This window comes from Pseudogemmobacter humi (assembly GCF_900609055.1).
Taxonomy (GTDB): Bacteria; Pseudomonadota; Alphaproteobacteria; order Rhodobacterales; family Rhodobacteraceae; genus Pseudogemmobacter; species Pseudogemmobacter humi.
On the sequence record NZ_UXAW01000072.1, the window covers coordinates 15,944 to 40,014 of the forward strand.

Below are 24,071 nucleotides of genomic sequence, written 5' to 3' on the forward strand. Positions count from 1 at the left end.
CCACTAACCTGCCCATCGTCACCGCGCCTGCTCATTGCGTGAGGGAGTTCCATGTTGTCCGCATTCCGTTCGGCCCGCAAGTCCTTGGGCCGCTTCCTTTTCGTCTTCTTCGCGCTCTTCGCCGCCGCCTGCGTGCCCGTGGATGGCCCCGGCGGCGGGGGCGGCAAGAGCGACGGCTCGCGGGCGGTGAAGGTCGCGCTGCTGGTGCCCGGCGGCTCGGGCCAGGCCAGCGACCAGATCCTTGCCGACAGCCTTGCCAATGCCGCGCGGCTGGCGGCGGCGGATCTCTCCGGCGTGAAGATCGACCTCAGGATCTACCAGACCGGCGGCAGCCCCGCCCAGGCCTCGGCCATGGCGCTGAAGGCGGTGGACGAGGGCGCCGAGATCATCCTCGGCCCGGTCTTCGCCCAGGAGGCGAACGCCGCGGGCGTGGCGATGGCCGCGAAGGGAATCAACGTCCTCGCCTTTTCGAACAACACCGATATCGCGGGCGGCAATGTCTTTGTTCTCGGGCCCACTTTCGACAATGCCGCGCGGCGGATGGCGGGCTATGCGGTGCGCCAGGGCAAGAACCGCATCATGATCGTGCATGAGCGCAACACCGCGGGCGAGGCCGGCAAGGCCGCGATCCAGCGCGGCGTGGCGCGGGCGGGCGGCACAGTGGTGGCGGTTTCCTCCTACGAATTCAGCCAGCAGGGCGTGTCGTCGGCGGCGCCGGGCATCGTGCAGACCGCGCGCGACACCGCCGCCTCGGCGCTGTTCCTGACCGCCGATACCGCGGGCGCGCTGCCGCTGCTGAGCCAGTTGCTGATCGACAACGGGCTGGACCGGGGCAGCGCGAAATTCCTCGGCCTGACCCGCTGGGACGTGCCGGCGCAGACGCTGGGCCTGCCCGGCGTTCAGGGCGGCTGGTTCACCCTGCCCGACCCGAACCTCTACGCCCAGTTCCAGTCGCGCTATCAGTCGGCCTATGGTTCGGCGCCGCATCCGATCGCGGGGCTCGCCTATGACGGCATCGCCGCCATCGGCGCGCTGGCGCGCCAGGGCCGCGACCTCTCGGCCGGTTCGCTGACCCAGAGCGCGGGCTTCGTCGGCGTCTCGGGCATCTTCCGGCTGCATCGCGACGGCACCAATGAACGCGGCCTCGCCGTGGCTGAAATTCGCAACAATCAGGTGGTCGTGATTGACCCTGCTCCCCGCAGCTTCGCCGGCGCCGGGCTCTGAGCCCAAGGCGCGCCAAACCGAAGCCGCGGCCGGATATGCTCCGGCCGCGGTTTCCCTCTTGCTGCCCGAGGCGGCGATCATCGACCCGGATGCGCTGACCCGCGCCATCCTGGGCGAGATCGCGGCAGAGGCGCCCGCCGATCCGAAAGCCGCCCGCGCCATCGCGGTGCGGACGCTGGCCACCGCAAAGACCGAAGCCAATGCCGCGCTGGAGGCCGCCTTCCGTGCCCGCCCGACCGAGGCCCGGCCGCTGATCGCGGCCCAGGCCTTCCTCACCGACGGGCTGGTCAGCACCGCCTTCGCGGTGGCGCTGAAGCTGCATCCGGCGCCGGTCCCGACCGAGGCCGAGAAGATGGCCGTCCTTGCCGTCGGCGGCTACGGCCGCGCGGAAATGGCGCCGCATTCCGACATCGACCTGCTGTTCCTGACGCCTTGGAAGACCACGCCCTGGGCCGAAAGCGTGATCGAGAGCCTGCTCTACATGCTCTGGGATCTGAAGCTGAAGGTCGGCCATGCCTCGCGCACGATCCGCGACTGCGTGCGGCTGGCGCGCGAGGATATCACCATCCGCACCGCGCTTCTGGAAAAGCGCTTCGTCACCGGTGACGCGGCTCTCGCCGCCGAACTCGGCGAGGCGCTCTGGAGCGAATTGTTCCGCAAGACCGGGCCGGAATTCGTCGAGGCGAAACTCGCCGAACGGGCCGAGCGCCACAAACGCCAGGGCGGCCAGCGCTATGTGCTTGAGCCGAACGTCAAAGAGGGCAAGGGCGGCCTGCGCGACCTGCAAACCCTTTACTGGATCGGCAAATATCTGCACCGCGTCGCCAAAGCCGCGGGGCTGGTGAACGCGGGGCTGTTCACCCAGGAGGAATACGAGACCTTCCGCCGCGCCGAGGATTTCCTCTGGGTGGTGCGCTGCCATCTGCATTACATCACCGGCCGCCCGGCCGATCAGCTGACCTTCGATCTGCAACCAGAGGTCGCGGCCCGGATGGGCTATCAGGACCAGAACGGCCGCCGCGCGGTCGAGGTCTTCATGCAGGACTACTTCCGCCACGCAACCCGCGTGGGCGAGCTGACCCGCATCTTCCTGACCGGGCTGGAGGCGCGCCACGCCAAGCGCGAGGCCTCGCTGAAAGGCTTCTTCAAGCTGACGAAACGGGTGCGCAAGGGCTACAAGCTGGTGCAGGGCCGGCTCGACGTGGCGCATCCGCAGGAGTTCCTGAAGGACAAGCTGAACCTCCTCCGGGTGTTCGAGGAGGCGTTGCGCACCGGCCATCTCCTCCATCCGAACGTCATGCGGCTGGTGGCGGCGAACCTGCATCTGATCGACGAGGACATGCGCGAAACGCCCGAGGCGGCGCGGATCTTCCTCGACCTTTTGCTGAAACACGGCAACCCGGAACGCAGCCTGCGGCGGATGAACGAATTGGGGGTGCTTTCCGCCTTCATCCCCGAATTCGAGCCGATCGTGGCGATGATGCAGTTCAACGTCTATCACCATTACACGGTGGACGAGCATACGATCCAGTGCATCTCGACGCTTGCGATGATCGAACGCGGCGAACTGGTCGAGGATCTGCCGCTGTCGTCCTCGATCCTTTCGGGCGGCGTGAACCGGCGGGTGCTCTATGCAGCACTTCTCTTGCATGACATCGGCAAGGGGCGGCCCGAGGACCACTCGATCCTCGGCGCGCAGATCGCGCGCAAGGTGGCACCGCGGCTCGGCCTGTCCGAGGAGGAATCCGAGACGGTGGAATGGCTGGTGCGCTGGCACCTGCTGATGTCCGACATGGCGCAAAAGCGCGACATCGGCGACCCGCGTACGGTGCGCGATTTCGCCAAGGCCGTGAAGACGAAGAAGCGGCTGGACCTGCTGACCGTGCTGACGGTCTGCGACATTCGCGGCGTCGGGCCGAACACCTGGAACAACTGGAAAGCCATGCTGCTGCGCCAGTTGCATCAAAGCACGGCCGATGCGCTGGAAGGCGGGCTGGAAACCGTGAACCGCCAGAACCGCGAGGACGAGGCGAAGCGCGCGCTTCGCGAGGCGCTGGCCGACTGGGACGCGAAAGAGCTGCGTGCCGAGACCGCCCGGCATTACGCGCAATACTGGCAGGGGCTGGAAACCTCGACCCAGGCCGTCTTCGCCCGGCTGTTGCGCGGCATCGGCGACGACGAGATCAGGATCGACCTGGAGCCGGATGAGAGCCGCGACGCCACCCGCGCCTGTTTCGCGCTGGCCGACCATCCGGGCATTTTCTCGCGGCTTGCGGGCGCGCTGGCGCTGGTCGGCGCCAATGTGGTCGATGCGCGCACCTATACCTCGAAAGACGGCTATGCCACCGCGGTGTTCTGGGTTCAGGACTCCGAGGGCCATCCCTATGAGGTCCTGCGCCTGCCCCGGCTGCGGCAGATGATCGAAAAGACGCTGAAGGGCGAGGTCGTCGCGCGCGAGGCGCTGGCGGGCCGCGACAAGGTGAAAAAGCGCGAGCGCGAGTTCCGTTTCCCCACCCATATCACCATCGACAACGAAGGGTCGGACATCTACACGATCATCGAGGTCGATACCCGCGACCGTCCGGGCCTGCTCTACGATCTGACCCGGACGCTGGCGAACAACAACATCTCGATCGTCTCGGCGGTGATCGCCACCTATGGCGCCCAGGTCGTGGATACTTTCTATGTCAAGGACATGTTCGGCCTGAAACTGCACGAGAAACGCCGGCAGGAGGCGCTTGAGCGCAAACTCCGCCAGGCCATCGCCGAGGGCGCCGAACGGGCCCGGGCTCAAGGGTAGGGAGCATCCCCCGCAATGAAACCGATCCGGCTGGTGACGGGATTCGTGACCGTAGGCTTCTGGACGCTTCTGTCACGCATCGCGGGCCTCGTGCGCGACATGTTCATGAGCGCATATCTCGGCGACGGGCCGGTCAGCCAGGCCTTCGTCGTGGCGCAGTCGCTGCCGAACATGTTCCGCCGGCTGTTCGCCGAGGGCGCCTTCAACATGGCCTTCGTGCCGATGTATTCCAAGAAGCTGGAAGGCGGCGAGGATGCAGACGGCTTCGCCCGCGACGCCTGGTGGACACTGGCCGGCTTCCTCGCGGTGTTCTCGGCGCTTTGCATCGTGGCGATGCCGCTGCTGGTGTGGGCGATGGCCTCGGGCTTCCAGGGCGATCAGCGGTTCGACCTGGCCGTCACCATGGGGCGGATCGCCTTTCCCTATATCCTGTTCATCTCACTGACCGCGCTGCTTTCGGGCGTGCTGAATTCGATGGGCCGGTTCCTCGCCACTTCGGCGGTGACGATCCTTTTGTCCGTCGCGATGATCGCCGGGATGGTTCTGGCGCGGCGCTTCGGCTGGGACATGGGCGAGACCCTGGCCTGGTCGGTCACCGTCTCGGGGGTGTTGCAGCTTGGCGTGACCTGGTGGGCTTTGCGCCGGCTTGGCTTCCGGCTGCCGTTCCAGATGCCGAAATGGACGCCCGAGCTGAAGCGCCTCGCCATCATCGCCGCCCCGGCGGCGCTGGCCGGGGGCGTGGTGCAGGTCAATCTGATCGTCGGCCGCCAGGTCGCCAGCTATACCGATGGCGCGATCACCTGGCTCTACAATGCCGACCGGCTGTATCAGCTGCCGCTCGGCGTGGTGGGGATCGCGATCGGCGTGGTGCTGCTGCCGGAACTGTCGCGCCGGTTGCGCGCCAACGACCCCGAGGGGGCGCAGCATTCGTTCTCGCGCGGGGCGGAATTCGCGCTTCTCCTGACGCTGCCCGCGGCGGTGGCGCTGATCGTGATCGCGCGGCCGATCATCGGCGTGATCTTCGAGCGCGGCGCCTATGGGGCCGGGGCCGCGCAGAACACGGCGCTGGCGCTGGCGGTCTACGGCGCGGGCCTGCCCGCTTTCGTTCTGCACAAGGTGTTGCAACCGCTCTACTATGCGCGCCACGACACCCGGCGGCCGTTCAATTACGCGGTGATCTCGATGGTGGTGAACGCCGTGGTCGCGGTCGGGCTGATGCCGCTGATCGGCTTCCTCGCCGCCGCCATCGCCACCTCGACCGCTGCCTGGATCATGGTGCTGCAACTCTGGCTCGGCGCGCGGAACATGGGGGATTCGGTCCGGACCGATGCCCGCTTCCGCCGCCGAATGCCGAGGATCCTGGCCTCGTCGCTGGTGATGGGGGCGCTGCTCCAGGCCATGCTGATGCTGATGGGCGACGCCGCGCTGGCGCGCGAAACCCGCACCCCGATGCTGCTGGTGCTGGTGCTGGCCGGGATGGGGGGCTATTTCCTGACCGCCACGCTCTCCGGCGCGATGAGCATCGCGGATCTGAAAGCCTCGCTGCGCCGGCGCAAGTCCTAACGCTGGCGCAGCCGGGCCATGACCCGGCCCCAGCCCCCGGGGCTGACCACGAAGGACAGCCCGAACCCGGCCCCGAACCCGGCCACATCGGCGATCCATTCATAGCCGCCCCCGAACAGCACCCCGAACAGGAGCTGCACAAGAAGCAGCATCCCGATCAGCGTGAAGGCGCGGTAGCGGTTGCCGCCGGTGCCGATCAGCCGCACCCAGAGCAGGAAGGTGAAGGCGCCGATCAGCCCGTAAACCCCCGGATAGGCGCCGATCAGCGCGAAAGCGTCATGCGGCACGAAGGCGACGAAAGCCGCCGCCCCCGCCAGCGCCGCCCCGAAGAACACGACGGCAACCGCCCACCAGCGGAACACCTCGCCCACCATCTTGCCGAGCGCCAGAAGCAGCACCACCGCAAACAGCGCATGGGTGAAACCGGCATGGATGAACGGATAAGCGAAGGCCCGCAGCGCGATCTCGTCCCAGACCCGGTTGGCCCAGAGATATTCCATCACATTGCGCGCGACCGAATAATCCTGCACCGCCTGCATCCGCCAGCCGATCCCCGCCGGCCCGGTGAAGATCTCGCGCTCGGCAAGATTCATCACCAGTTCCATCGCGATCATCGGCAGTGCCAGCGCCCAGACGATCCAGGGCAGCGGGTTGAACGGGGCTGCGTTGGGGTCGGTCTCGTGCATCGGTGAAATCCCTTCCGGGCGCGATGTTGACGCCCCGCCCCCGAAGGCTTACGCCCTGCGGGTCAGCTTTTCCAGACGGAGCGCATCATGCAGAGGCAAAGCCCCGCCTTCACGCCACGGATCTTCTCGGGCATCCAGCCCTCGGGGGGGATGACGTTGGGGAACTACCTCGGCGCGCTGAAGCGGTTCGCCGAAAAGCAGGACGAGGGGATCGAGACGATCTATTGCGTCGTCGACATGCACGCGATCACCGTCTGGCAGGATCCCGCAAAGCTGCGCCACCAGACCCGCGAGATCGCCGCCGCCTATCTGGCCAGCGGCATCGACCCCGCCCGCTCGATCCTGTTCAACCAGAGCCAGGTCTCGGGTCATGCCGAACTGGCCTGGATCTTCAACTGCGTCGCCCGCATCGGCTGGATGTACCGGATGACCCAGTTCAAGGACAAAACCGCCGGGAAGAACGCCGAAAACTCCTCGCTGGGCCTGCTGGCCTATCCCTCGCTGATGGCCGCCGACATTCTTCTGTATCACGCGACCCATGTTCCGGTGGGCGAGGATCAGAAGCAGCATCTGGAACTGACCCGCGACATCGCGGCCAAGTTCAACCACGATTACGAGCAGGATTTCTTCCCGATCACCGAGCCGCTGATCGAAGGCGCCGCGACCCGGGTGATGAGCCTGCGCGACGGCACGAAGAAAATGTCGAAATCCGACCCTTCCGACGCCAGCCGGATCAACCTGACCGACGACGCCGACACGATCGCGAAGAAGATCCGCAAGGCGACCACCGATCCGAACCCGCTCCCGGGGACCCTCGACGGGCTGAAGGACCGGCCCGAGGCGAAGAACCTGATCAACATCTACGCCGCCCTCTCGGGCGAAAGCGCCGAGAAGGTGATCGCCGAATTCGCCGGCGCCCAGTTCGGCACCTTCAAGCCGCGGCTGGCCGAGCTTGCGGTGGAGAAGCTGGCCCCGATCACCGCCGAGATGAACCGCTACATGCAGGACCCGGCCGAGATCGACCGCATCCTCGGCGAAGGCGCCGCCCGCGCCCGCGCCATCGCCGCGCCGATCCTCGCGCGTACCAAAGAGATCGTCGGGATGATCGGCAGTCAGGGCTGACAGCAAGCGGCTCCTTGCGGCGGCAGGGACAAAATCGCCTGCCGCTTTCACCCTGGCTCAAATACCCCGGGGGAGTCTGCGCGCCGCGCAGACGGGAGCAGCGCCCCCTTCCCCTGCCGGGCAGGCAGAACCTGCACATTTCCCGACGCTCTGCCGATCCCGGGAAAACCGCCGCCCCCCCCTGTCACACCGCTGAATCCATCCGGGGCCAGGATCCGACGCGGGCGAGCCTGTCCCCCTGATGCGCTTCGGCTGTCCCCGCGCCGAAGCTGCCCGCCCTCTCCTGCCCCCGTGCCACCCGCACGGGGGCATTTTCGCATGCAAAGACCGAAAACTCCGGTGGAAAACCCGGTTTTCCACAGATCCGCCCACAAGAAACCGCTTTACAGGATTCCCCTTTGCCCGCACCATACACTCAATATCTGGTGGGGCCTGCGCATCGCGCCGCATAACCTTGCCGAACCCCCAGCTTCTTGTGGGTCATCCCATGCAAGAGGCGTCATGATGAGGCCGGGCATGTCACTTTCCGAGGATTTCCTGCTCGCGGACGAGCTGCATCCCATCGACATCGTGGAAACCCTGGCCGAGCACCACGCCTGGGAATTCGACCGCGTCACCGACGACCAGATCGCCATGGCGGTCGAGGGCCAATGGCGCACCTATTCGCTGACGCTGGCCTGGTCCGGGCAGGACGAGACGCTGCGGCTGATCTGCACCTTCGAGATGGAGCCGCCCGAGCACCGGATGGCCCAGCTTTACGAGATGATCAACCGCTGCAACGACATGGTCTGGACCGGCGGTTTCACCTGGTGGGACGAGCAGAAACTGATGGTCTGGCGCTACGGGCTCTGCCTCGCCGGCGGCCAGGTCGCCGGGCCGGAACAGATCGACCGGCTGATCTCTTCGGCGGTGCTGGCGGCGGAACGCTTCTATCCGGCGTTCCAGCTGACACTCTGGGGCGACCGCCCGCCCGCCGAGGCGCTGAAGGTCGCCATCGCAGAGGCTTACGGCCGCGCCTGACCCCAGGGCGCGAGAGGGAATATCCATGGAAAACATCGCGCAGGACGGGATCGTCCTTTTGGGCTGCGGCAAGATGGGCTCGGCGCTGCTTGCGGGCTGGCTGAAGGCCGGGCTGCCCGCGCAATCGGCCTGGGTGATCGAGCCCCATCCGTCAGACTGGCTGAAGGGTGCCGGTGTGCATCTGAACGAAGGTCTGCCGCCCGCCCCCGCGGTCGCGCTGCTGGCGGTCAAGCCGCAGATGATGGGCGCGGCGCTGCCCGCGCTCCAGGCGCTCGGGAATGGGCGGACGCTGTTCATCTCGGTCGCCGCCGGGACCACGATCGCCACGCTGGAGACGGTGCTGGGCGCCAGGACCCCGGTGGTGCGGGTGATGCCGAACACGCCGGCGATGGTCGGGCGCGGCATCTCGGGGCTGGTCGGCAACGCCCATGCCGGCGCGGTGGGGGTCGCCACCGCGACCGGGCTGATGCAGGCCGTGGGCGAGGTGGTCGAACTGGAGACCGAGGCGCAGATCGATGCGGTCACGGCCGTTTCGGGTTCCGGCCCGGCTTATGTCTTCCATCTGATCGAGGCGCTGGCGGCCGCGGGCGAAGCCGAGGGGCTGGCGCCCGAGGTGGCGATGAAACTCGCCCGTGCCACAGTGACCGGCGCCGGGGAACTCGCGCATCGCAGCGCGGACAGCGCCGAACAACTGCGGATCAACGTCACCTCGCCGGGCGGCACCACTGCGGCGGCTCTGGCCGTGCTGATGGAGCCGGAAACCGGCTTCCCGGCGCTTTTGCGCCGCGCGGTGCAGGCGGCAGCGGAACGCGGGCGGGAGCTGGGAAAATGATCATCTACGAGGATTTCGCGAAGGTCGATATCCGCGTCGGCCGGATCGTCGAGGCCGAACCCTTCCCCGAAGCGCGCAAACCCGCCTACAAGCTGCGGGTCGATTTCGGACCGGAAATCGGTGTGAAACGCTCCTCGGCGCAGATCACGAAACACTACCGGCTGGAGGATCTGCCCGGCCGCCAGGTGCTGGCGGTGGTGAACTTCCCGCCGCGCCAGATCGGCCCGGTGCGCTCGGAAGTGCTGGTGCTGGGCGTGCCCGATGCCGAGGGCGAGGTGGTGCTGCTGACACCTTCGTCCGAAGTGCCGCCCGGCGGCCGGATGTTCTGACCCCGCGCAGGCTTTCCCTTTCACCACATTGCAGAGCGGAAACCGCGGCGTTTCGGGGCGGCGGTTTTACCTTTCCCGACCACAGCCTGTCATGGCCGACGAAAGAGGGGGCCCTGCCCCCTCGGAGCTTACGCTCCTCACCCCCGGGATATTTTCAGACAGAAAATGAACAGAAGCGGCGCCGGTGGAGCTCTCGCTGCCTACGGCGCCACGAGGGACCGGCCAGTCAGAGTGCCGCGCCCCTGTCATTTTCTGTCCTTAAATATCCCCGCCGGAGGCATCCGCCGGTCTGCCACGGGCGACCGGCGGAACAGTCAGGCCGCCTGTTTCCCCGCGCCGAAGCGGGCGTAGAAGGTTTCCCCTGCCTCGGCCATCTCGCGCAGGAGAGCGGGCGCCTCGAAACGGTGGCCGAACTGCGCCGTCAGCTCGCGGCAGAGTTTCAGCGCAGCACCCGCACCGATCATGTCGAGCCAGGAGAACGGGCCGCCCGACCACGGCGCGAAGCCCCAGCCGAGGATCGCGCCCACATCGCCCTCGCGGATGTCGGTCAGCACGCCGTCTTCCAGCGCCCGCACCGCCTCCAGCACCTGGGCGAACAGCAGGCGATGCTGCACATCGGCCAGCGAGGGCTGCACCTTGTCGAGCGGGTATTTCCGCGCCAGCCCCTCCCAGATCTCCAGCCGCTCGCCCTTGTCGGAATAGGCGTAGAAACCGGCGTTGTTCTTGCGGCCCATACGGCCCTGGTCGGCCATCCAGAACAGCACCTTGTCCACCGCCTCGTCGGGGTAATCGCTGCCCATCGCCGCTTTCGTGGCCTTCGCGATCTTCACCCCGAGTTCGATCGAGGTCTCATCGACCAGTTGCAGTGGCCCGAGCGGCATGCCGACCAGCTTCGCGGCATTCTCGATCAGCGCGGGCGAGACCCCTTCGGCCACCATGCGGATCCCCTCGTTGATATAGGGGATGATGCAGCGGTTGGCGTAGAAGAAACGCGCGTCGTTCACCACGATGGGCGTCTTGCGGATCTGGCGCACGAAATCCAGAGCGCGGGCCACCGCGAGATCGCCGGTCTCGCGGCCGCGGATGATCTCGACCAGCATCATCTTGTCGACGGGAGAGAAGAAATGGATGCCGATGAAACGGTCGGGCCGCACGCTCGCGCGTGCCAGCCCGGTGATCGGCAGGGTCGAGGTGTTGGTGGCGAAGACCGCGCCCTCGCCCGCCGCGCCCTCGGCTTTTTTGGTGACCTCGGCTTTGACCTTCGGATCCTCGAACACCGCCTCGACGATCAGATCCACGCCGGCGAGCCGCGCGTAATCGGTGGTGGCCGTGATGCGGCCCAGCACTTCTTCCTTCTTCGCGGGCGTGACCTTGCCGCGCTTCACCCCCTTGTCGAGCAGGCTTTCGGAATGGGCGCGGCCGCGGTCGGCGCCCTCCTGGCTCGCGTCGATCAGCACGACCTCGATCCCGGCGTTCGCCGCTACATAGGCGATGCCTGCGCCCATCATCCCGGCGCCGAGGACGCCGAGCCGCTTCACGCTCTGATCGGGCACATCGGGCCGGTTCGCACCTTTTTCCAGCGCCTCCTTGTTGATGAACAGGCTGCGGATCATCGCGCTGGACGAGGGGTTCAGCAGCACCGAGGTGAACTGCCGCGCCTCGATCTTCAGCGCCTGATCGAAGGGGACCAGCGCGCCCTCATAGACCGCAGAAAGCAGCGCCTTCGCCGCCGGATAGACGCCTTGCGTCTTCGCATGGACCATGGCCGAGGCGCCGACGAAGGTCATGAACCCGGCCGGATGATAGGGCGCGCCACCGGGCATCTTGTAGCCCTTGGCGTCCCAGGGCTTGACCAGGTCTGCTTCTTTGGCGTTCAGGACCCAATCCTTCGCACGATCCATGATCCGATTGGCTGGCATCACCTCGTCGATCAGCCCGGCAGCCTTTGCCGCGACAGGATCCGAGAGCTTCCCTTCCAGCAGGAACGGCGCCGCCATCATCGCGCCGAGTTTGCGCGAGACGCGGGTGGTGCCGCCGCCGCCGGGGAAGATGCCGACCATGATCTCGGGCAGGCCGATCTTCGCCTTTGCATTATCAGCGGCAAAGATGCGATGCGTCGCCAGCGGCAGTTCCAGCCCGATGCCCAGCGCGGTGCCCGGCAGAACCGAGACGATCGGCTTGCCGCCCTTCTTGGTCCTGAAGTCCATCCCGGCAAGTTCGATCTTCCTGAGCACCCCGTGCATCTTCATCACGCCGTCGAAGATCGCCTGCGCGCCGCCCGCCTGCATCCCGGCCAGCACGTTCAGATCCATCCCGCCGGCGAAATCCTTCTTGCCCGAGGTGATGATGACGCCCTTCACGCCCTCATCCGCCAGCGCCTTGTCGATCAGCGCGTCAAGCTCGGCGAAAGCCTCCATCGACATGACGTTCATCGACTTGCCGGGCACGTCCCAGGTGATCACGGCCACGCCGTCTGCGTCCAGGGTCCAGGTGAAATCAGCCATTGTTCTCTCCCTCGGGCTGGTAGGGGCGCCCGTCCTTGTGGGTATATGTCGCGGTGCCGTCCTTCAGATGCAGCACCAGATCGACATCGGAATAGGTGGCGACCTCCTCGCGGGCTTTCGAGCCGATGGCGAGGAAGACGGCGGGCGTGTCGCCCCGGTTGACAAGGTGATGGCCGTCGGGCCTGTTCGCCGGGAAGCCGACGCAATCGCCCGGGTGCATGATCTCTTCGCCGTCATCGGTGAGCAGCACGCATTCGCCCGAGATCACCATGACGAATTCGTCCTCGGCCCGGTGCCAGTGGCGCAAAGACGACAGCGCGCCGGGTTTCAGCGTCACCAGATTGACGCCGAACTGGGTCAGCCCCGCCGCCTCGCCGAGCCGCAGCGAGGACCGGCCCTGCATCATCCCGGCGTAAGGCGCGGGATAGATCGAGCCGGTCTTGAGCGGCACTTTCGCGAAGTCGAGCTTTTTCATCACACGCGCTCGATGATCGTGGCCGCGCCCATGCCGGAAGCGATGCAGAGCGTGGCGAGGCCGAGGTTCAGATCGCGCCGCTCCATCTCGTCAAGCAGCGTGCCGATGATGATCGCGCCCGAGGCGCCGAGCGGATGGCCCATGGCGATGGCGCCGCCGTTGACGTTGACCAGATCGGGCGAGACATCGAAAGCCTGCATGAAGCGCAGCACGACCGCGGCGAAGGCCTCGTTCACCTCGAAGAGGTCGATGTCGGAAATCTTCAGACCCGAGTCTTTCAGGATCTTCTCGGTCACCGGCACCGGCCCGGTCAGCATGATGGTCGGATCGGTGCCGATCTTCGCGGTGGCGCGGATGCGGGCGCGGGGCGTCAAGCCATGGGCACGGCCGAATTCGGCATTGCCGATCAGCACCGCGGCGGCGCCGTCCACGATGCCCGAAGAGTTGCCGGCATGGTGGATATGTTCGATTTTCCCAAGTTCGGGATATTTCAGCATCGCCACCTTGTCGAAGCCGGGCATGACCTCGCCGATGTCTTTGAAGCTGGCTTTCAGCGCGCCGAGCGCCTCGGCCGTGGTGCCCGGGCGCATGTATTCGTCATGATCGAGGATGGTCAGCCCATTGCGGTCCTTCACCGGCACGATGCTTTTGGCGAACCGCCCGGCCTCCCAGGCGGCGGCGGCGCGGCGCTGGCTTTCGGCGGCAAGGGCATCGGCCTGCTCGCGGGTGAAGCCGAATTTCGTCGCGATGATATCGGCGGAAATGCCCTGGGGCACGAAATACGTCTTCATCGCCAGCGTCGGATCGACCGCGATCGCCGCCCCGTCCGAGCCCATGGCGACACGGCCCATCATCTCGACCCCGCCGGCGATATAGCCGTGACCGGCGCCTCCCTTCACCTGGTTGGCGGCAAGGTTCACCGCCTCCATCCCGCTGGCACAGAAGCGGTTGATGGCGAGGCCCGGGATACGTTCGTCGAGATCCGAGAGCAGCACTGCCGAGCGCGCCAGACAGCCGCCCTGTTCGCCGACCTGGGTGACATTGCCCCAGATTACATCCTCAACCGCATGGCCGTGCAGCCCGTTCCGCTCCTGCACCGCGTTCAGCATCTGCGCCGAAAGCGCGACCGAGGTGACCTCGTGCAGCGCGCCGTCGGGGCGGCCCTTGCCGCGCGGGCTGCGGATCGCGTCGTAGATAAAGGCTTCGGTCATGTCGTCTCCTCCGGGTTCCGGCGGGCGGCCCGGGGAATCGCGCGGGCCATCCGTGAAGTCTGTCGCGCCCCCTTCGGGGCGCGCGGTTGCACTTATTCTCGCCCGTCCGGGGCGCCTCGTGCAATTCTTTCGCCGCGTCACGACGCGCGGCAAAATGCGCGGGCGTCAGGCGCGGCCGGTCTGACGGTCGGACGGGCGGCCCGGCATCAGATCATAAGGATGGCCCCAGCCGGGCAGCGCCGCGATCCGGCTCAGCCAGCGGTCGATCCCCGGCCATTCGCTGCGGTCAAAGCCGAAGGGCTCGGGGTAATACAGATAGGAACAGAGCGAGAAATCCGCGATGGTCGGGCCCTCGCCTACCACCCAGTCGCGCGCGGCGAGGTGGTCGTTCAGCACCTGATAAGCCGCCCGCAGCCTGCGCTGCTGGAAGCCGATCACCTCCTGCGGGCGCTTGTCGGGGGCCAGGAAATTCATCAGGAACCGCGTGGTGCCGATCTGGCCCGAGAATTTGTGATTGTCCCAGAACAGCCAGCGCAGGATCTCGTCTGCCTCGCTGGCATCCTCTCCGCCGAACCGTCCGGTGCGTTGCGCGAGATGGAGCAGCATGACGCCCGACTGGGTGAGGATGCGGCCGTCGAGGTCGAGCACCGGCACCTCGCCCATCGGATTGAGCGCGAGGAAAGCGGGGCTCCTCGCCTCACCGTTGAAGAAATCGACAAAGACCGGCTGCCATCTGGTGCCGGTGAGCGTCAGCATCAGCGCCACCCGGTAGGAATTGCCGCTTTCGCCGAAACACCAGAGCTTTGCCGTCATCGCGATCTCCTGTAATCCGCAGGGGAAGCGGGGGTTCCCCTCCCCGAGACCATTGGTTTCCCGAACCAATGGCGAAATCAATGGCCTCGCCCGCATGGGTATTTGGATCAGGGTGAAAGAGGGTTTCGTTAACCTCGCCGTTCCAAACTCCGGCTTGCAGCCCAGGCCCGAGAGCCGATGACGGCTCGGGGAGAAACCCCGCTCCGAAGCCCCGGACCACCAAAACGGACAGTCGCAGCGGCACGGATCGGTCTTTATGGGTCCTGGCTTTTCATCCTGACCCAAATACCCCCGCCGGAGGCATCCGCCGTTTCCGCCCGTGCCACGCTCACCGCTTGCGCGCCTCCAGTTCTGAATTGAACAGTCGCAGCCGGTGGGTCAGGTTGTCGCCGTTCACCACGCTGTCGAAATGCTCGAACAGGAAGGAGAGCGCTTCGCCCTCGTCCAGACCCGCCTCGGTGGCGAAGCGTTTCAGCCGGCGGTAGCCGTCCTCGGTCATCGCGACCGGGAAGCGGCGGGTCAGGCGGAAGCGTTTGGGCATCAGGGTATCCTCCGGCGCAGGAACGCGGTCAGCACGAAAACCGCGGCCGCGCCGGCAAACACCCGGAGCCCGCCGCGAAAGCCGGGATCCGAGGCTCCGGTTCCCGGCTCACCCGTAATCTCCACCGAAACGAAGTGAAACGCCATCCACAACAGCGCGCCGATTCCCACGATCGTGGCGAGCAGCAGCACAAGTTCGGCCAGCGATTTCATCGCTCAGAATGCCTCGGGCGCCAGCGCCATCACCGGCTCCGCACCGGATTCGATCCGCGCCAGATGCGTCGCGCAACCGGGCAGCTGACGCGCCATGTAATAGCGGCCGGTGGCGATCTTGGTCTCGCAGAAGGCCTTGTCCGCCGTTCCGGCATCCAGCGCGGCATAAGCCGCCGCCGCCATCTTCGTCCACATCAGGCCGAGGCAGACATGGCCGGTCAGATGCAGGAAATCCGACGATCCGGCCAGCGCCGCATCAGGGGTCTTCATGCCGTTTTGCATGAAATACATCCCCGCCGCCTGCATCTGTTTCGACGCCACCTTCAGCGCATCGGTGAAGGGTTTCATCCGCTCGTCGCCGTCATGCGCCTTGCATTCGGCCTTGACCAGCTCAAAAAAGGCCATGACGTGCTTGCCGCCGTCCTGCGCCAGTTTGCGGCCGACCAGATCCAGCGCCTGCACCCCGTTCGCGCCCTCGTAGATCATCGCGATCCGGGCGTCGCGGGCGAATTGCGACATGCCCTGTTCCTCGATATAGCCATGGCCGCCGAAGACCTGCTGGGCCTGAACCGCGGAGTCGAACCCCTTGTCGGTCTGGAAACCCTTGATCACCGGGGTCAGGAGCCCCACCAGCCCGTCGGCCGCGGCATCGTTCAGCCGGTGCGCCCGGTCGATCAGCGAAGCGCCCCAGAAGGTCAGCGCCCGCGCCCCTTCGACGAAACTCTTCTGATCCATCAGCATCCGGCGGATATCGGGATGGACGATCAGCGGATCGGCCGGCCCATCCGGGTTCTGCGCCCCGGTCACCGCCCGGCCCTGGAGCCGCTCTTTCGCGTAAATCACCGCGTTCTGATAGGCCGCCTCGGCCACCGCATAGCCTTGCAGGCCCACGCCGAGCCGCGCCTCGTTCATCATGGTGAACATGGCGCGCATGCCCTTGTGCAGATCGCCCAGAAGCCAGCCCTTCGCGCCGTCGTAGTTCATCACGCAGGTGGCGTTGCCGTGGATGCCCATCTTCTCCTCGATCTTGCCGCAGGAGACGGCGTTGCGCTCGCCGAGGCTGCCGTCCGCGTTCACGAGGACTTTCGGCACGATGAAGAGCGAGACGCCTTTGGTGCCCTCACCGCCGCCGGGGGCGCGGGCCAGCACCAGATGGATGATGTTTTCCGCCAGATCATGCTCGCCCGCCGAGATGAAGATCTTCTGGCCGGTGATCAGATAGCTGCCATCCGGCTGCGGCTCGGCTTTGGTGCGCATCAGGCCCAGATCGGTGCCGCAATGCGGCTCGGTCAGGTTCATGGTGCCGGTCCAGTCGCAACTCGCCAGCTTCGGCAGATAGACGGCCTTCTGCTCCGGCGTGCCATGGGTGTGGATCGCGGAATAGGCGCCGTGGGTCAGGCCCTGATACATGTTGAAGGCCATATTCGCGCTGACGAAGATCTCGCCCACCGCCGTCTGCATCAGATAGGGCAGGCCCTGGCCGCCATATTCCGGGTCGCAGTCGAGCGCGGTCCAGCCGCCCTCTTTCATCGCGCGGAAGGCCTCGGCAAAGCCCTCGGGGGTGCGCACCACGCCGTTCTCCAGGTGGCAGCCCTCGCGGTCGCCCACCGCGTTCAGCGGCGCCAGCACCTCGGAGGCCACCTTGCCCGCCTCTTCCAGCACGGCCGAGGTGAAGCCCTCGTCCAGATCGGCGTAGCCGGGAATGTCCGAGGCCGGAACCTTCAGCACCTCCCTAAACAGGAACTGCATGTCGCGGAGGGGGGCGGTATAGCTGGTCATTGGTCTCTCCCTGAGGGCAGGTCAGTCGGCCGCGCGGGCGGCGGCGATCATCATGGCGCCGGCGTCGAGTTCGGCCTTCAGTTCGGCGATGGCGATCTCAAGCTCGTCGCGCTGGTCTTCCATAAGGCGCAGACGCTCGCGCGCCAGATCGTAGGTGCTTTGCATCTGCGCCAGATTCGATCCTTCGCGGGCGTAGAGGTTCAGCATCTGGCGGATGTCTTCCAGGCTGAACCCGAAGCGCTTGCCGCGCAGGATCAGCTTCAGCCGCGCCCGGTCGCGCCGCGAATACAGCCGGCGCGAGCCCTGGCGTTCGGGACGGATCAGTTCCTTCGCCTCGTAGAAGCGCAGGGTCCGGGGGGTGACATCGAAAGCGTCGCACATCTCCCGGATGGTCATCAGATCGCTGGCGTTCATCCCCTGCCTTGTCCTGTCGCGGCTGCCTTTGTCAAAAATGGAGCATGGGGGTTTTGCTGGCAACAAAGTTGACGTTAACGTAAGGCATAACGTCACGTCACGGCATTGCCCGCGCGGCCCTTCACGGCGGCACCGAAGCCAGCAGATGTTTCACCAGCTCGAAACTGTTTCTGACGTTCAGCTTGCGGATCATATTGGCGCGGTGCACCTCGACCGTGCGCGGCGAGCATTTCAGCGCGAGGCCGATCTCCTTGCTGGTGAACCCGTTCACCAGATAGCCCGCAACCCGCATCTCGGCTTTGGTCAGCCCGGTATCCGCGGCGGCGCCCGCCTCAAGCGGCCGGTAGGTCCAGATCGCCAGTCGCTGCGGATCCGCCGGATCCAGCGCCCGGCCGCGTCCCGCCATCCAGACCGCCTGGCCGGATTTGTGCTGCATGAAGCGCGCGTCGCTGTAGAAGGGGCGCTCCTGCATCGCCCGCCGCGCCCTCTGGCCGATCAGTTCGTAATCGCTCTGCCCGGGATAGAGGATGCGAATCGATTTGCCCGCCAGCTCTTGCGGCGACCAGCCGAAGACCGTTTCCACCATCAGACTGGCGGCAAGGATCCTGCGCTCGGACAGGATCAGCGTGGCATCCGGCGCGTGGTGAAACGCCAGACGCTCGTATTCCTTCATGGCCAGCATGGCATGCGGCGCGGCTCCGGGCAAATGCGTCTCTCCAGACTACGTATCTCCCTACGTATTTCTACGAATAGCGGCCCGGCGCGCAACCTCGCATGATCGCAGCAGGGTCATGAGGGATGGCCGGGGCTCTGAAAGCCCGGCCCGGGAGAAAGCGGACCAATGAGCAAGAAAATCCATGCCGATGCCACATCGGCCTTATCGGGCCTTCTGCGCGACGGCCTTCTGATCGCGGCGGGGGGCTTCGGCCTTTGCGGGATCCCCGAACTGCTGATCGCGGCGATCCGCGACTCGGGCGTGAAGGATCTGACGGTGGCCTCGAACAACGCGGGTGTCGACGGGTTCGGCCTCGGGGTGCTGCTGGAGACCCGGCAGGTCAGGAAGATGATCTCGTCCTATGTCGGCGAGAATGCCGAATTCATGCGCCAGTATCTCTCGGGCGAGCTGGAGCTGGAGTTCAACCCGCAGGGCACGCTGGCCGAGCGGATGCGCGCGGGCGGCGCCGGGATCCCCGGTTTCTACACGAAAACCGGCGTCGGCACGGTGATCGCCGAGGGTAAGGAGCACCACGATTTCGACGGCGAGACCTATATCCTCGAACGCGGCATCGTGGCGGATCTTGCCATCGTCAAGGCCTGGAAGGCCGATCCGTCGGGGAACCTCGTGTTCCGCAAGACGGCGCGCAACTTCAACGTCCCCGCCGCCACCTGCGGGAAGGTCTGCGTGGCCGAGGTCGAGGAGATCGTGCCTCTGGGCGCGCTGGACCCCGACACGATCCACCTGCCGGGGATCTATGTCCACCGCATCGTGCAGGGGCCGCATGAGAAGCGCATCGAACAGCGCACCACCCGCAAGAAGGAGGCCGTGTGATGGCTGACGTTCAACAAAAGGGCTGGGACCGCAATCAGATGGCCGCCCGCGCCGCGCAGGAGTTGCAGGACGGCTGGTATGTGAACCTCGGGATCGGCATTCCGACGCTGGTGGCGAACTACATTCCCGACGGGGTGGAGGTCACGCTGCAATCGGAAAACGGCATGCTCGGCATGGGGCCGTTCCCGTATGAGGGCGAGGAAGACCCCGATCTGATCAACGCCGGCAAGCAGACGATCACCGAACTGCCGCAGACCGCCTTTTTCGACTCGGCGACCTCTTTCGCGATGATCCGCGGCGGCAAGATCGCGATGGCGATCCTTGGCGCGATGGAAGTGGCCGAGAACGGCGATCTGGCGAACTGGATGATCCCCGGCAAGCTGGTGAAGGGTATGGGCGGCGCGATGGACCTGGTCGCGGGTGTCGGGCGCGTGGTGGTGGTGATGGACCACACCTCGAAACACGGCGAATCGAAGGTGCTGAAAGCCTGCACCCTGCCGCTGACCGGCAAGAGCGTGGTCGACCGCATCATCACCAATCTCGGCGTGCTCGACGTGGTGCCGGGCGGGCTGAAGATCGTCGAACTGGCCGACGGCGTGAGCGAGACCGAACTGCGCGCGGTGACCGAGGCGACCATCGTCGGCTGACCGGCGGGGGCGGGGGGCTTTCCGCCCCCCGGGCGCCTTGCGGCGCCTCCCCCCGAGGGTATTTCCGTCAGGATGAAAGGTGCAGGCGCAAAGGCCCTGCCAGAGGAGAGCCGTCATGACCGGATTGCCCGAAATCGAAAAGGAAACCGCCGCCACGCGCGGCAGGTTCGTCCTGCGCCGGGACGGGGAGGAGGCGGAGCTGACCTTCTCGATCACCTCGCCGGTGCTGATCATCGCCGATCACACCGGAGTGCCGGACAGTTTTCGCGGCACCGGCGCGGGCAGGGCGCTGGTCGAAGCGCTGGTCGCCGACGCCCGCGCGAGAGGGTACCGGGTTGTCCCGCTCTGTCCTTTCGTCAGGGCCCAGAGCCTGCGCCATCCTGAATGGGCCGACGTGTTTCAAAGCTGACGCTGCGGTGGACCCGGGTGTCACCCTGTCAGGCAGGGGCCCTGCCGGGCGGGATGGCAAGGTGCGGGTCCCGGGGCCGCCTCTTGTTGCACTGCGATGACGGAACAGGGCGGCGGTCCGGGGATTGTCCGGCGGCGCCCCTCGGCCAGTGCACCCTGCGCCGCCCTTCACCTGCCGATCCGACGAACAGTGCCGCAGCGACCCTGGCAAAGCCCAGGCGCAGGATATGGTTCAGGATGACGGCGCGGGCGGCGGCGGTCATGACCCTTCCGGGCAATCCGGAGCGAAAGGTTCCGGCAGGATGTCAATGCTCTGCCGAAGACAGGCCACGGGGTCTTGCCCGGCAGGGGCTCGCCCGGGGGCTGGGGGCCGGTTTCCGGGTTTTGCCATGCGGGGAGGCGCGGCACAGGCGCAGAAAACCGGGCCTCCATCGCGCGCCGGAACATGCGACAAGAGCGCAGCCGGGCCGCTGGCATGGACGACCGCAACCCCATCCTCGACGGCCCGGGACAGAACGGCAATCCTTTCCCCGGATCAGCCAGGCAAAGGCGGCCCCGTTGCGCCTGGCCTGCCGACGCAGCCAAAGAGGTCCGCCCGCGGAAGGTATGCCGCCCCGCCGGAATGGTGCGGCCCGGGAAACATCCACGGCCATTTGCCAGCCCCACCTCCCGGGATGCCCTGTTCTGCCGAAAGACACGTATATGCCGGTCTTGTGTTTTCAAGACATCCAACCACAGCGACGCGGTGTATTTTCCGGTCCGGTTGCCCTTTTCAAACAAGCGCTCGCCTGCATCGCGACCCGGCCCGGCAGACTCCGCCCGGCACATCCTGACCCCCGCAGCTCTCCCGCGATCTCGTCGGTCCGGGCGCCGGAAGCGGATCAGGAGCCGGATTTACGAATTTCCTCCACCGCGGTTTCGCGCAGCGCCCGCAGATCGGCGATGGTGGTGTCCAGCTCGCTGCGCTGGCGCTCCAGTTCTCCGAGCTGGCGGTCGGCAAGACCGAGCCAGGCCTCAAGCTGCGGACGCTCGCCCTTCTTGCCGTAGATCAGCAGCCATTGCCGGATCTCTTCCAGGCTGAAACCAAAGCGCCGCCCGCGCAGGATCAGCTTCATCCGCGCGATCTCGCGCGCGCCGTAGAACCGGGCGCGCCCCTCTTTCTCGGGGGAGAGCAGTTCGACATATTCGTAATAACGCAGCGTGCGCGGGGTCACGTCGAACCTTGCGCACATCTCCTTGAAACTGAGGCGAATGTTTTCCGGCATGTCTTCCTCCGCGCCGCAGATGGTAGGGCGAGGCGCGGGGATAAGGCAAGGTTTCGATGCGCGGCCGATCGCCCCTTGCGCCGCGCGCCGCGCGCGGGTTTGATGCGCGCCATGGCCGATATCACCGACACCGCCCGCATGTTCATTCAGGCCCTGCCCCATGCCCGGGCGCTCGGGCTGGTGCTGGAAGAGATCGGCCAGGGCCGCACCGTGGTCTCGATGCCCTGGGACGAGAAGCTGATCGGCGATCCGGCGACCGGGGTGATCCATGGCGGCGCGGTTTCGGCGCTGATGGACACCGCCTCGGGGGCCGCGGTGATGTGCCATCCGGCGGGGCCAGTCTCGACCGCGACGCTGGACCTGCGCATCGACTACATGCGCCCGGCCACCCCCGGCCAGACCATCCGCGCCCGCGCCGAATGCCACCACATCACCCGCTCGGTCGCCTTCGTGCGCGTCACCGCCACCGACGAGGACGAATCCCGCCCGGTCGCCATGGCCACCGGCGCCTTCACGGTGGATGCGGGCCGGAACGGAGACCCGCGATGAGCAGCGAATACGAGCGCCTGCTGCGCGAGACCGCCGCGGCGATTCCCTATCTGGCCTTTCTGGGAATCCGGTTCGAGACCGCCGGAAACGAGCTGACCGGGGTGCTGCCCTATGCCCCGGATCTGATCGGCAATCCGCTGATCCCGGCGCTGCACGGCGGCGTGACGGCGGCCTTTCTTGAGGTGACGGCGATCACCGGCCTTGTCTGGTCCGGGCTGCGCCAGGGGGTGATCGCGGTGCAGGCGCCGGTGATTCTGCCCAAAACCATCGACCTGACCATCGACTATCTGCGCCCCGGCACGGCGCGCGACGCTTTCGCTCGGGCCAGGATCAACCGCTCGGGGCGGCGCTATGCCAGTGTGCATGTCGAGGCCTGGCAGGACGAGCCGGACCGGCCTTTCGCGCAGGCGACCGGGCATTTCCTGATGCAGCGCGGCTGAGCCGCCCCTGCGTGACCCGCAGGATGGCGCGCGAAATCACGACAGAGCCGCTTGCCATTTCCCCCTTTGCCGTTCCAGAATTGCGCGGGCCAAAAGTGGGAGTGCCTTTGATGCGGAAGTTCCTCGTCATCCTCGACGACAGCCGCGAATGCCTGAACGCCATGCGCTACGCCGCGCTCCGGGCGGCCCATACCGGCGCGGGGGTGACGATCCTGTCGATCATCCCGCCCGAGGAATACCAGCACTGGATGGGCGTGGCCGATCTGATGCGGGCCGAGGCGCGCGAGCGGATCGAGGCGCATTTCGAGGTCTTCGCCAAATGGATGCGCGACAGGCAGGGGGTGAACCCCGAACTGGTGATCCGCGAGGGCGATACCGTGACCGAGATCCTCGCGCAGATGAACGAAGACCCGGAAATCGGCGTGCTGGTCCTTGGCGCCGGCACCGACAAATCCGGCCCCGGCCCGCTGGTAACCGCGATGAGCCGCAACTCGGGCAGCCTGCCGACGCCGATCACCATCGTGCCGGGCGACATGTCGAAGGAAAAGCTGGAGAAGATCACCTGACGCCGGAGCAGAGGCCCGCGCCCGACGGCGCGGATGCCTCCGGGGGGGATATTCAGGGACAGATGCCCGCTGCCGGGAGGGGGCCATGGCGGCTCGCCGCGATCCCCTTGGACAGTGCTCGCGCGCCCCCGGCCAGGCGGCGGGGACCGGGTGGCGGCCGAATCTGCCGCGATTACGGTTCTCATGACCCTGAAAGCTGCAAGAACCGCTTTGCATTCGGCGCGAAGCGCGGCAGCATAGGGATCACGAGTCCACCCCGGAGAATACTCAGATGCGCCGCGCGCTGCTATCGGTCTGGCTGGTTCTGTTCGCCCTGATCGCCCCCCTCGCTTTGCAGGCGCAATCCTGGGTGAACCAGCCTTTCGACGCCCGCAACATGAGCCGCGAGGACACCGCGACCGTTCAGGCGGCGCTGGCCTATACCGGCGACTATTTCGGCTATATCGACGGCGTCTGGAACGAGGGTTCGCAGAGCGCCTTCGTCACCTACGTCACCCGGGTGCGGGGCGCCGGAGAGCCGCTGTTCAGCGATCTGCGCGATCTTGTGCTGTTTCTGGAGGACGAGCGGGTCAACAACAACTGGCAGGTCAATTATTCGCCGATCGCCAATACCTCCTACCTTTATCCCTACGGCTATATGGAAGCGGTCGAGGGCAAGAACGATGAGGAATATCTGTCGACCGACGGGCATTTCTCGCTGATCATCCGCGAAGGCGACCTCAACGGGGTCAAGGCCGATCACGACTGGTTCCTGGGCAAGGCCGTCGCCGGGAAAGAGCCGTTCCAATACAGGGACGACGTGCTCTGGATCACCTGGGCGGATATCGAGAACGGCATGACCGCCTATGCCCGCTCCGACCTGTATCAGGGCAAATGGACCACGATGTCGGCGGTGGTCAATCCCGAGGCTTATTTCCGGCTGAACCTGATGGCGGGCTCGACTCTGGTCGGCAACAACAATCCCGGCTCGCTGATCTGGACCAGCGGCGGCGTGATCGACCAGGTGATCAACGGCGTCTCGTCCTCGGCGCCGCCGGTGGCCGCCGCGGGCGGATCGCGCCCCGAGGATCAGGTGGACCGGCCCGGCAAGGCCGCCGTGGTCGATACCACCCCGCCCTGGAC

General features: G+C 66.4%; 25 protein-coding genes. 14 read left to right on the forward strand and 11 right to left on the reverse strand.

Features of this window, described 5'->3' with window-relative positions:
- Nucleotides 1-51: 51 nt before the first annotated feature.
- From XINFAN_RS12120 to murJ, 3 genes are read left to right on the forward strand one after another with little or no spacing between them, the layout of a single operon-like run.
- Nucleotides 52-1,224: a penicillin-binding protein activator gene (locus tag XINFAN_RS12120; RefSeq protein WP_124087131.1), complete on the forward strand. Its 1,173-nt coding sequence runs from the start codon at nt 52-54 to the stop codon at nt 1,222-1,224.
- The gene (locus tag XINFAN_RS12125) at nt 1,184-4,024 is read left to right on the forward strand and encodes a [protein-PII] uridylyltransferase (protein ID WP_124087132.1); all 2,841 of its coding nucleotides are present in this window, start codon (nt 1,184-1,186) and stop codon (nt 4,022-4,024) included. Before XINFAN_RS12120 ends, XINFAN_RS12125 begins: the two co-directional genes overlap by 41 nt.
- 15 nt (nt 4,025-4,039) lie before the next feature.
- Nucleotides 4,040-5,587: a murein biosynthesis integral membrane protein MurJ gene (gene murJ / locus XINFAN_RS12130; protein WP_124087133.1), complete on the forward strand. Its 1,548-nt coding sequence runs from the start codon at nt 4,040-4,042 to the stop codon at nt 5,585-5,587.
- Here murJ and XINFAN_RS12135 read toward each other — a convergent pair.
- On the reverse strand, nt 5,584-6,273 hold the full coding sequence (locus XINFAN_RS12135) for a rhomboid family intramembrane serine protease (protein ID WP_124087134.1): 690 nt from the start codon (nt 6,271-6,273) through the stop codon (nt 5,584-5,586). The two genes, murJ and XINFAN_RS12135, sit on opposite strands and share 4 nt — an antisense overlap.
- A gap of 87 nt (nt 6,274-6,360) precedes the next feature.
- Between XINFAN_RS12135 and trpS the strand changes: the two genes are divergently transcribed.
- The 4 genes from trpS to XINFAN_RS12155 all read left to right on the forward strand — a co-directional run bounded on the left by trpS (nt 6,361) and on the right by XINFAN_RS12155 (nt 9,576).
- Nucleotides 6,361-7,395, forward strand: coding sequence for a tryptophan--tRNA ligase (gene trpS / locus XINFAN_RS12140; RefSeq protein ID WP_124087135.1), 1,035 nt, complete (start codon nt 6,361-6,363; stop codon nt 7,393-7,395).
- A gap of 516 nt (nt 7,396-7,911) precedes the next feature.
- Entirely contained in the window at nt 7,912-8,415 is a 504-nt protein-coding gene (locus XINFAN_RS12145) for a type III secretion system chaperone family protein (protein WP_124087136.1), read from the forward strand.
- Between the two features lie 19 nt (nt 8,416-8,434).
- Nucleotides 8,435-9,247: a pyrroline-5-carboxylate reductase gene (gene proC, locus XINFAN_RS12150; protein ID WP_124087137.1), complete on the forward strand. Its 813-nt coding sequence runs from the start codon at nt 8,435-8,437 to the stop codon at nt 9,245-9,247.
- Nucleotides 9,244-9,576, forward strand: a complete 333-nt coding sequence (locus XINFAN_RS12155) for a tRNA-binding protein (RefSeq protein WP_124087138.1) — start codon at nt 9,244-9,246, stop codon at nt 9,574-9,576. Before proC ends, XINFAN_RS12155 begins: the two co-directional genes overlap by 4 nt.
- 314 nt (nt 9,577-9,890) lie before the next feature.
- Here the strand turns inward: XINFAN_RS12155 and XINFAN_RS12160 are convergent, their stop codons facing one another.
- The 9 genes from XINFAN_RS12160 to XINFAN_RS12200 all read right to left on the reverse strand — a co-directional run bounded on the left by XINFAN_RS12160 (nt 9,891) and on the right by XINFAN_RS12200 (nt 18,207).
- Nucleotides 9,891-12,080 carry a 3-hydroxyacyl-CoA dehydrogenase NAD-binding domain-containing protein gene (locus XINFAN_RS12160; protein WP_124087139.1) on the reverse strand — a complete coding sequence of 730 codons (2,190 nt, stop codon included), beginning with the start codon at nt 12,078-12,080 and terminating at the stop codon, nt 9,891-9,893.
- Entirely contained in the window at nt 12,073-12,555 is a 483-nt protein-coding gene (locus XINFAN_RS12165; RefSeq protein ID WP_124087140.1) for a cupin domain-containing protein, read from the reverse strand. The genes XINFAN_RS12160 and XINFAN_RS12165 overlap by 8 nt, the downstream gene beginning before the upstream one ends.
- Nucleotides 12,555-13,766, reverse strand: coding sequence for an acetyl-CoA C-acetyltransferase (locus XINFAN_RS12170; RefSeq protein ID WP_124087141.1), 1,212 nt, complete (start codon nt 13,764-13,766; stop codon nt 12,555-12,557). The genes XINFAN_RS12165 and XINFAN_RS12170 overlap by 1 nt, the downstream gene beginning before the upstream one ends.
- A 165-nt stretch (nt 13,767-13,931) precedes the next feature.
- Nucleotides 13,932-14,579 (reverse strand): glutathione S-transferase family protein, encoded by a 648-nt coding sequence (locus XINFAN_RS12175; RefSeq protein ID WP_124087142.1) that lies wholly within the window; start codon nt 14,577-14,579, stop codon nt 13,932-13,934.
- 328 nt (nt 14,580-14,907) lie between these two features.
- Nucleotides 14,908-15,120 (reverse strand): hypothetical protein, encoded by a 213-nt coding sequence (locus XINFAN_RS12180; protein ID WP_124087143.1) that lies wholly within the window; start codon nt 15,118-15,120, stop codon nt 14,908-14,910.
- On the reverse strand, nt 15,120-15,332 hold the full coding sequence (locus XINFAN_RS12185) for a hypothetical protein (RefSeq protein ID WP_124087144.1): 213 nt from the start codon (nt 15,330-15,332) through the stop codon (nt 15,120-15,122). Before XINFAN_RS12185 ends, XINFAN_RS12180 begins: the two co-directional genes overlap by 1 nt.
- A gap of 3 nt (nt 15,333-15,335) precedes the next feature.
- Nucleotides 15,336-17,111 (reverse strand): acyl-CoA dehydrogenase C-terminal domain-containing protein, encoded by a 1,776-nt coding sequence (locus tag XINFAN_RS12190; protein WP_124087145.1) that lies wholly within the window; start codon nt 17,109-17,111, stop codon nt 15,336-15,338.
- Nucleotides 17,112-17,132: 21 nt separating this feature from the next.
- Nucleotides 17,133-17,525 carry a MerR family transcriptional regulator gene (locus XINFAN_RS12195; protein WP_124087146.1) on the reverse strand — a complete coding sequence of 131 codons (393 nt, stop codon included), beginning with the start codon at nt 17,523-17,525 and terminating at the stop codon, nt 17,133-17,135.
- Between the two features lie 121 nt (nt 17,526-17,646).
- Nucleotides 17,647-18,207: a helix-turn-helix transcriptional regulator gene (locus XINFAN_RS12200; protein ID WP_124087156.1), complete on the reverse strand. Its 561-nt coding sequence runs from the start codon at nt 18,205-18,207 to the stop codon at nt 17,647-17,649.
- Nucleotides 18,208-18,366: 159 nt separating this feature from the next.
- On the opposite strand from XINFAN_RS12200, the gene XINFAN_RS12205 reads away from it, so the two are divergent.
- The 3 genes from XINFAN_RS12205 to XINFAN_RS12215 all read left to right on the forward strand — a co-directional run bounded on the left by XINFAN_RS12205 (nt 18,367) and on the right by XINFAN_RS12215 (nt 20,130).
- Nucleotides 18,367-19,074, forward strand: a complete 708-nt coding sequence (locus XINFAN_RS12205) for a CoA transferase subunit A (RefSeq protein WP_124087147.1) — start codon at nt 18,367-18,369, stop codon at nt 19,072-19,074.
- Complete coding sequence (locus XINFAN_RS12210) at nt 19,074-19,721, forward strand: CoA transferase subunit B (RefSeq protein WP_124087148.1); 648 nt, start codon at nt 19,074-19,076, stop codon at nt 19,719-19,721. Before XINFAN_RS12205 ends, XINFAN_RS12210 begins: the two co-directional genes overlap by 1 nt.
- A 115-nt stretch (nt 19,722-19,836) precedes the next feature.
- Nucleotides 19,837-20,130 (forward strand): GNAT family N-acetyltransferase, encoded by a 294-nt coding sequence (locus XINFAN_RS12215; RefSeq protein ID WP_124087149.1) that lies wholly within the window; start codon nt 19,837-19,839, stop codon nt 20,128-20,130.
- Between the two features lie 880 nt (nt 20,131-21,010).
- On the opposite strand, the gene XINFAN_RS12220 is transcribed toward XINFAN_RS12215, so the two are convergent.
- On the reverse strand, nt 21,011-21,394 hold the full coding sequence (locus XINFAN_RS12220; protein WP_124087150.1) for a MerR family transcriptional regulator: 384 nt from the start codon (nt 21,392-21,394) through the stop codon (nt 21,011-21,013).
- Between the two features lie 111 nt (nt 21,395-21,505).
- Here XINFAN_RS12220 and XINFAN_RS12225 point away from each other — a divergent pair, with 111 nt between their 5' ends.
- The 4 genes from XINFAN_RS12225 to XINFAN_RS12240 all read left to right on the forward strand — a co-directional run.
- Nucleotides 21,506-21,943, forward strand: coding sequence for a PaaI family thioesterase (locus tag XINFAN_RS12225; protein ID WP_124087151.1), 438 nt, complete (start codon nt 21,506-21,508; stop codon nt 21,941-21,943).
- Nucleotides 21,940-22,383, forward strand: a complete 444-nt coding sequence (locus tag XINFAN_RS12230) for a PaaI family thioesterase (RefSeq protein WP_124087152.1) — start codon at nt 21,940-21,942, stop codon at nt 22,381-22,383. The genes XINFAN_RS12225 and XINFAN_RS12230 overlap by 4 nt, the downstream gene beginning before the upstream one ends.
- Nucleotides 22,384-22,493: 110 nt before the next feature.
- On the forward strand, nt 22,494-22,949 hold the full coding sequence (locus tag XINFAN_RS12235; RefSeq protein WP_124087153.1) for a universal stress protein: 456 nt from the start codon (nt 22,494-22,496) through the stop codon (nt 22,947-22,949).
- Between the two features lie 271 nt (nt 22,950-23,220).
- The coding region (locus XINFAN_RS12240) for a hypothetical protein (protein WP_148087148.1) at nt 23,221-24,071 on the forward strand (851 nt) is incomplete at its 3' end.

Excerpts from the sequence above, each read along its gene's own strand:
- XINFAN_RS12175 (WP_124087142.1), bottom strand. The coding sequence starts at position 14,579 with ATGACGGCAAAGCTCTGGTGTTTCGGCGAAAGCGGCAATTCCTACCGG.
- XINFAN_RS12145 (WP_124087136.1), top strand. The coding sequence starts at position 7,912 with ATGTCACTTTCCGAGGATTTCCTGCTCGCGGACGAGCTGCATCCCATC.
- XINFAN_RS12205 (WP_124087147.1), top strand. The coding sequence starts at position 18,367 with ATGAGCAAGAAAATCCATGCCGATGCCACATCGGCCTTATCGGGCCTT.
- XINFAN_RS12160 (WP_124087139.1), bottom strand. The coding sequence starts at position 12,080 with ATGGCTGATTTCACCTGGACCCTGGACGCAGACGGCGTGGCCGTGATC.
- XINFAN_RS12170 (WP_124087141.1), bottom strand. The coding sequence starts at position 13,766 with ATGACCGAAGCCTTTATCTACGACGCGATCCGCAGCCCGCGCGGCAAG.
- XINFAN_RS12215 (WP_124087149.1), top strand. The coding sequence starts at position 19,837 with ATGACCGGATTGCCCGAAATCGAAAAGGAAACCGCCGCCACGCGCGGC.
- XINFAN_RS12185 (WP_124087144.1), bottom strand. The coding sequence starts at position 15,332 with ATGAAATCGCTGGCCGAACTTGTGCTGCTGCTCGCCACGATCGTGGGA.
- XINFAN_RS12165 (WP_124087140.1), bottom strand. The coding sequence starts at position 12,555 with ATGAAAAAGCTCGACTTCGCGAAAGTGCCGCTCAAGACCGGCTCGATC.
- XINFAN_RS12225 (WP_124087151.1), top strand. The coding sequence starts at position 21,506 with ATGGCCGATATCACCGACACCGCCCGCATGTTCATTCAGGCCCTGCCC.
- XINFAN_RS12180 (WP_124087143.1), bottom strand. The coding sequence starts at position 15,120 with ATGCCCAAACGCTTCCGCCTGACCCGCCGCTTCCCGGTCGCGATGACC.
- XINFAN_RS12135 (WP_124087134.1), bottom strand. The coding sequence starts at position 6,273 with ATGCACGAGACCGACCCCAACGCAGCCCCGTTCAACCCGCTGCCCTGG.
- XINFAN_RS12200 (WP_124087156.1), bottom strand. The coding sequence starts at position 18,207 with ATGCTGGCCATGAAGGAATACGAGCGTCTGGCGTTTCACCACGCGCCG.
- XINFAN_RS12195 (WP_124087146.1), bottom strand. The coding sequence starts at position 17,525 with ATGAACGCCAGCGATCTGATGACCATCCGGGAGATGTGCGACGCTTTC.
- XINFAN_RS12230 (WP_124087152.1), top strand. The coding sequence starts at position 21,940 with ATGAGCAGCGAATACGAGCGCCTGCTGCGCGAGACCGCCGCGGCGATT.
- XINFAN_RS12235 (WP_124087153.1), top strand. The coding sequence starts at position 22,494 with ATGCGGAAGTTCCTCGTCATCCTCGACGACAGCCGCGAATGCCTGAAC.
- XINFAN_RS12210 (WP_124087148.1), top strand. The coding sequence starts at position 19,074 with ATGGCTGACGTTCAACAAAAGGGCTGGGACCGCAATCAGATGGCCGCC.
- XINFAN_RS12220 (WP_124087150.1), bottom strand. The coding sequence starts at position 21,394 with ATGCCGGAAAACATTCGCCTCAGTTTCAAGGAGATGTGCGCAAGGTTC.
- XINFAN_RS12120 (WP_124087131.1), top strand. The coding sequence starts at position 52 with ATGTTGTCCGCATTCCGTTCGGCCCGCAAGTCCTTGGGCCGCTTCCTT.
- trpS (WP_124087135.1), top strand. The coding sequence starts at position 6,361 with ATGCAGAGGCAAAGCCCCGCCTTCACGCCACGGATCTTCTCGGGCATC.
- murJ (WP_124087133.1), top strand. The coding sequence starts at position 4,040 with ATGAAACCGATCCGGCTGGTGACGGGATTCGTGACCGTAGGCTTCTGG.
- XINFAN_RS12190 (WP_124087145.1), bottom strand. The coding sequence starts at position 17,111 with ATGACCAGCTATACCGCCCCCCTCCGCGACATGCAGTTCCTGTTTAGG.
- XINFAN_RS12155 (WP_124087138.1), top strand. The coding sequence starts at position 9,244 with ATGATCATCTACGAGGATTTCGCGAAGGTCGATATCCGCGTCGGCCGG.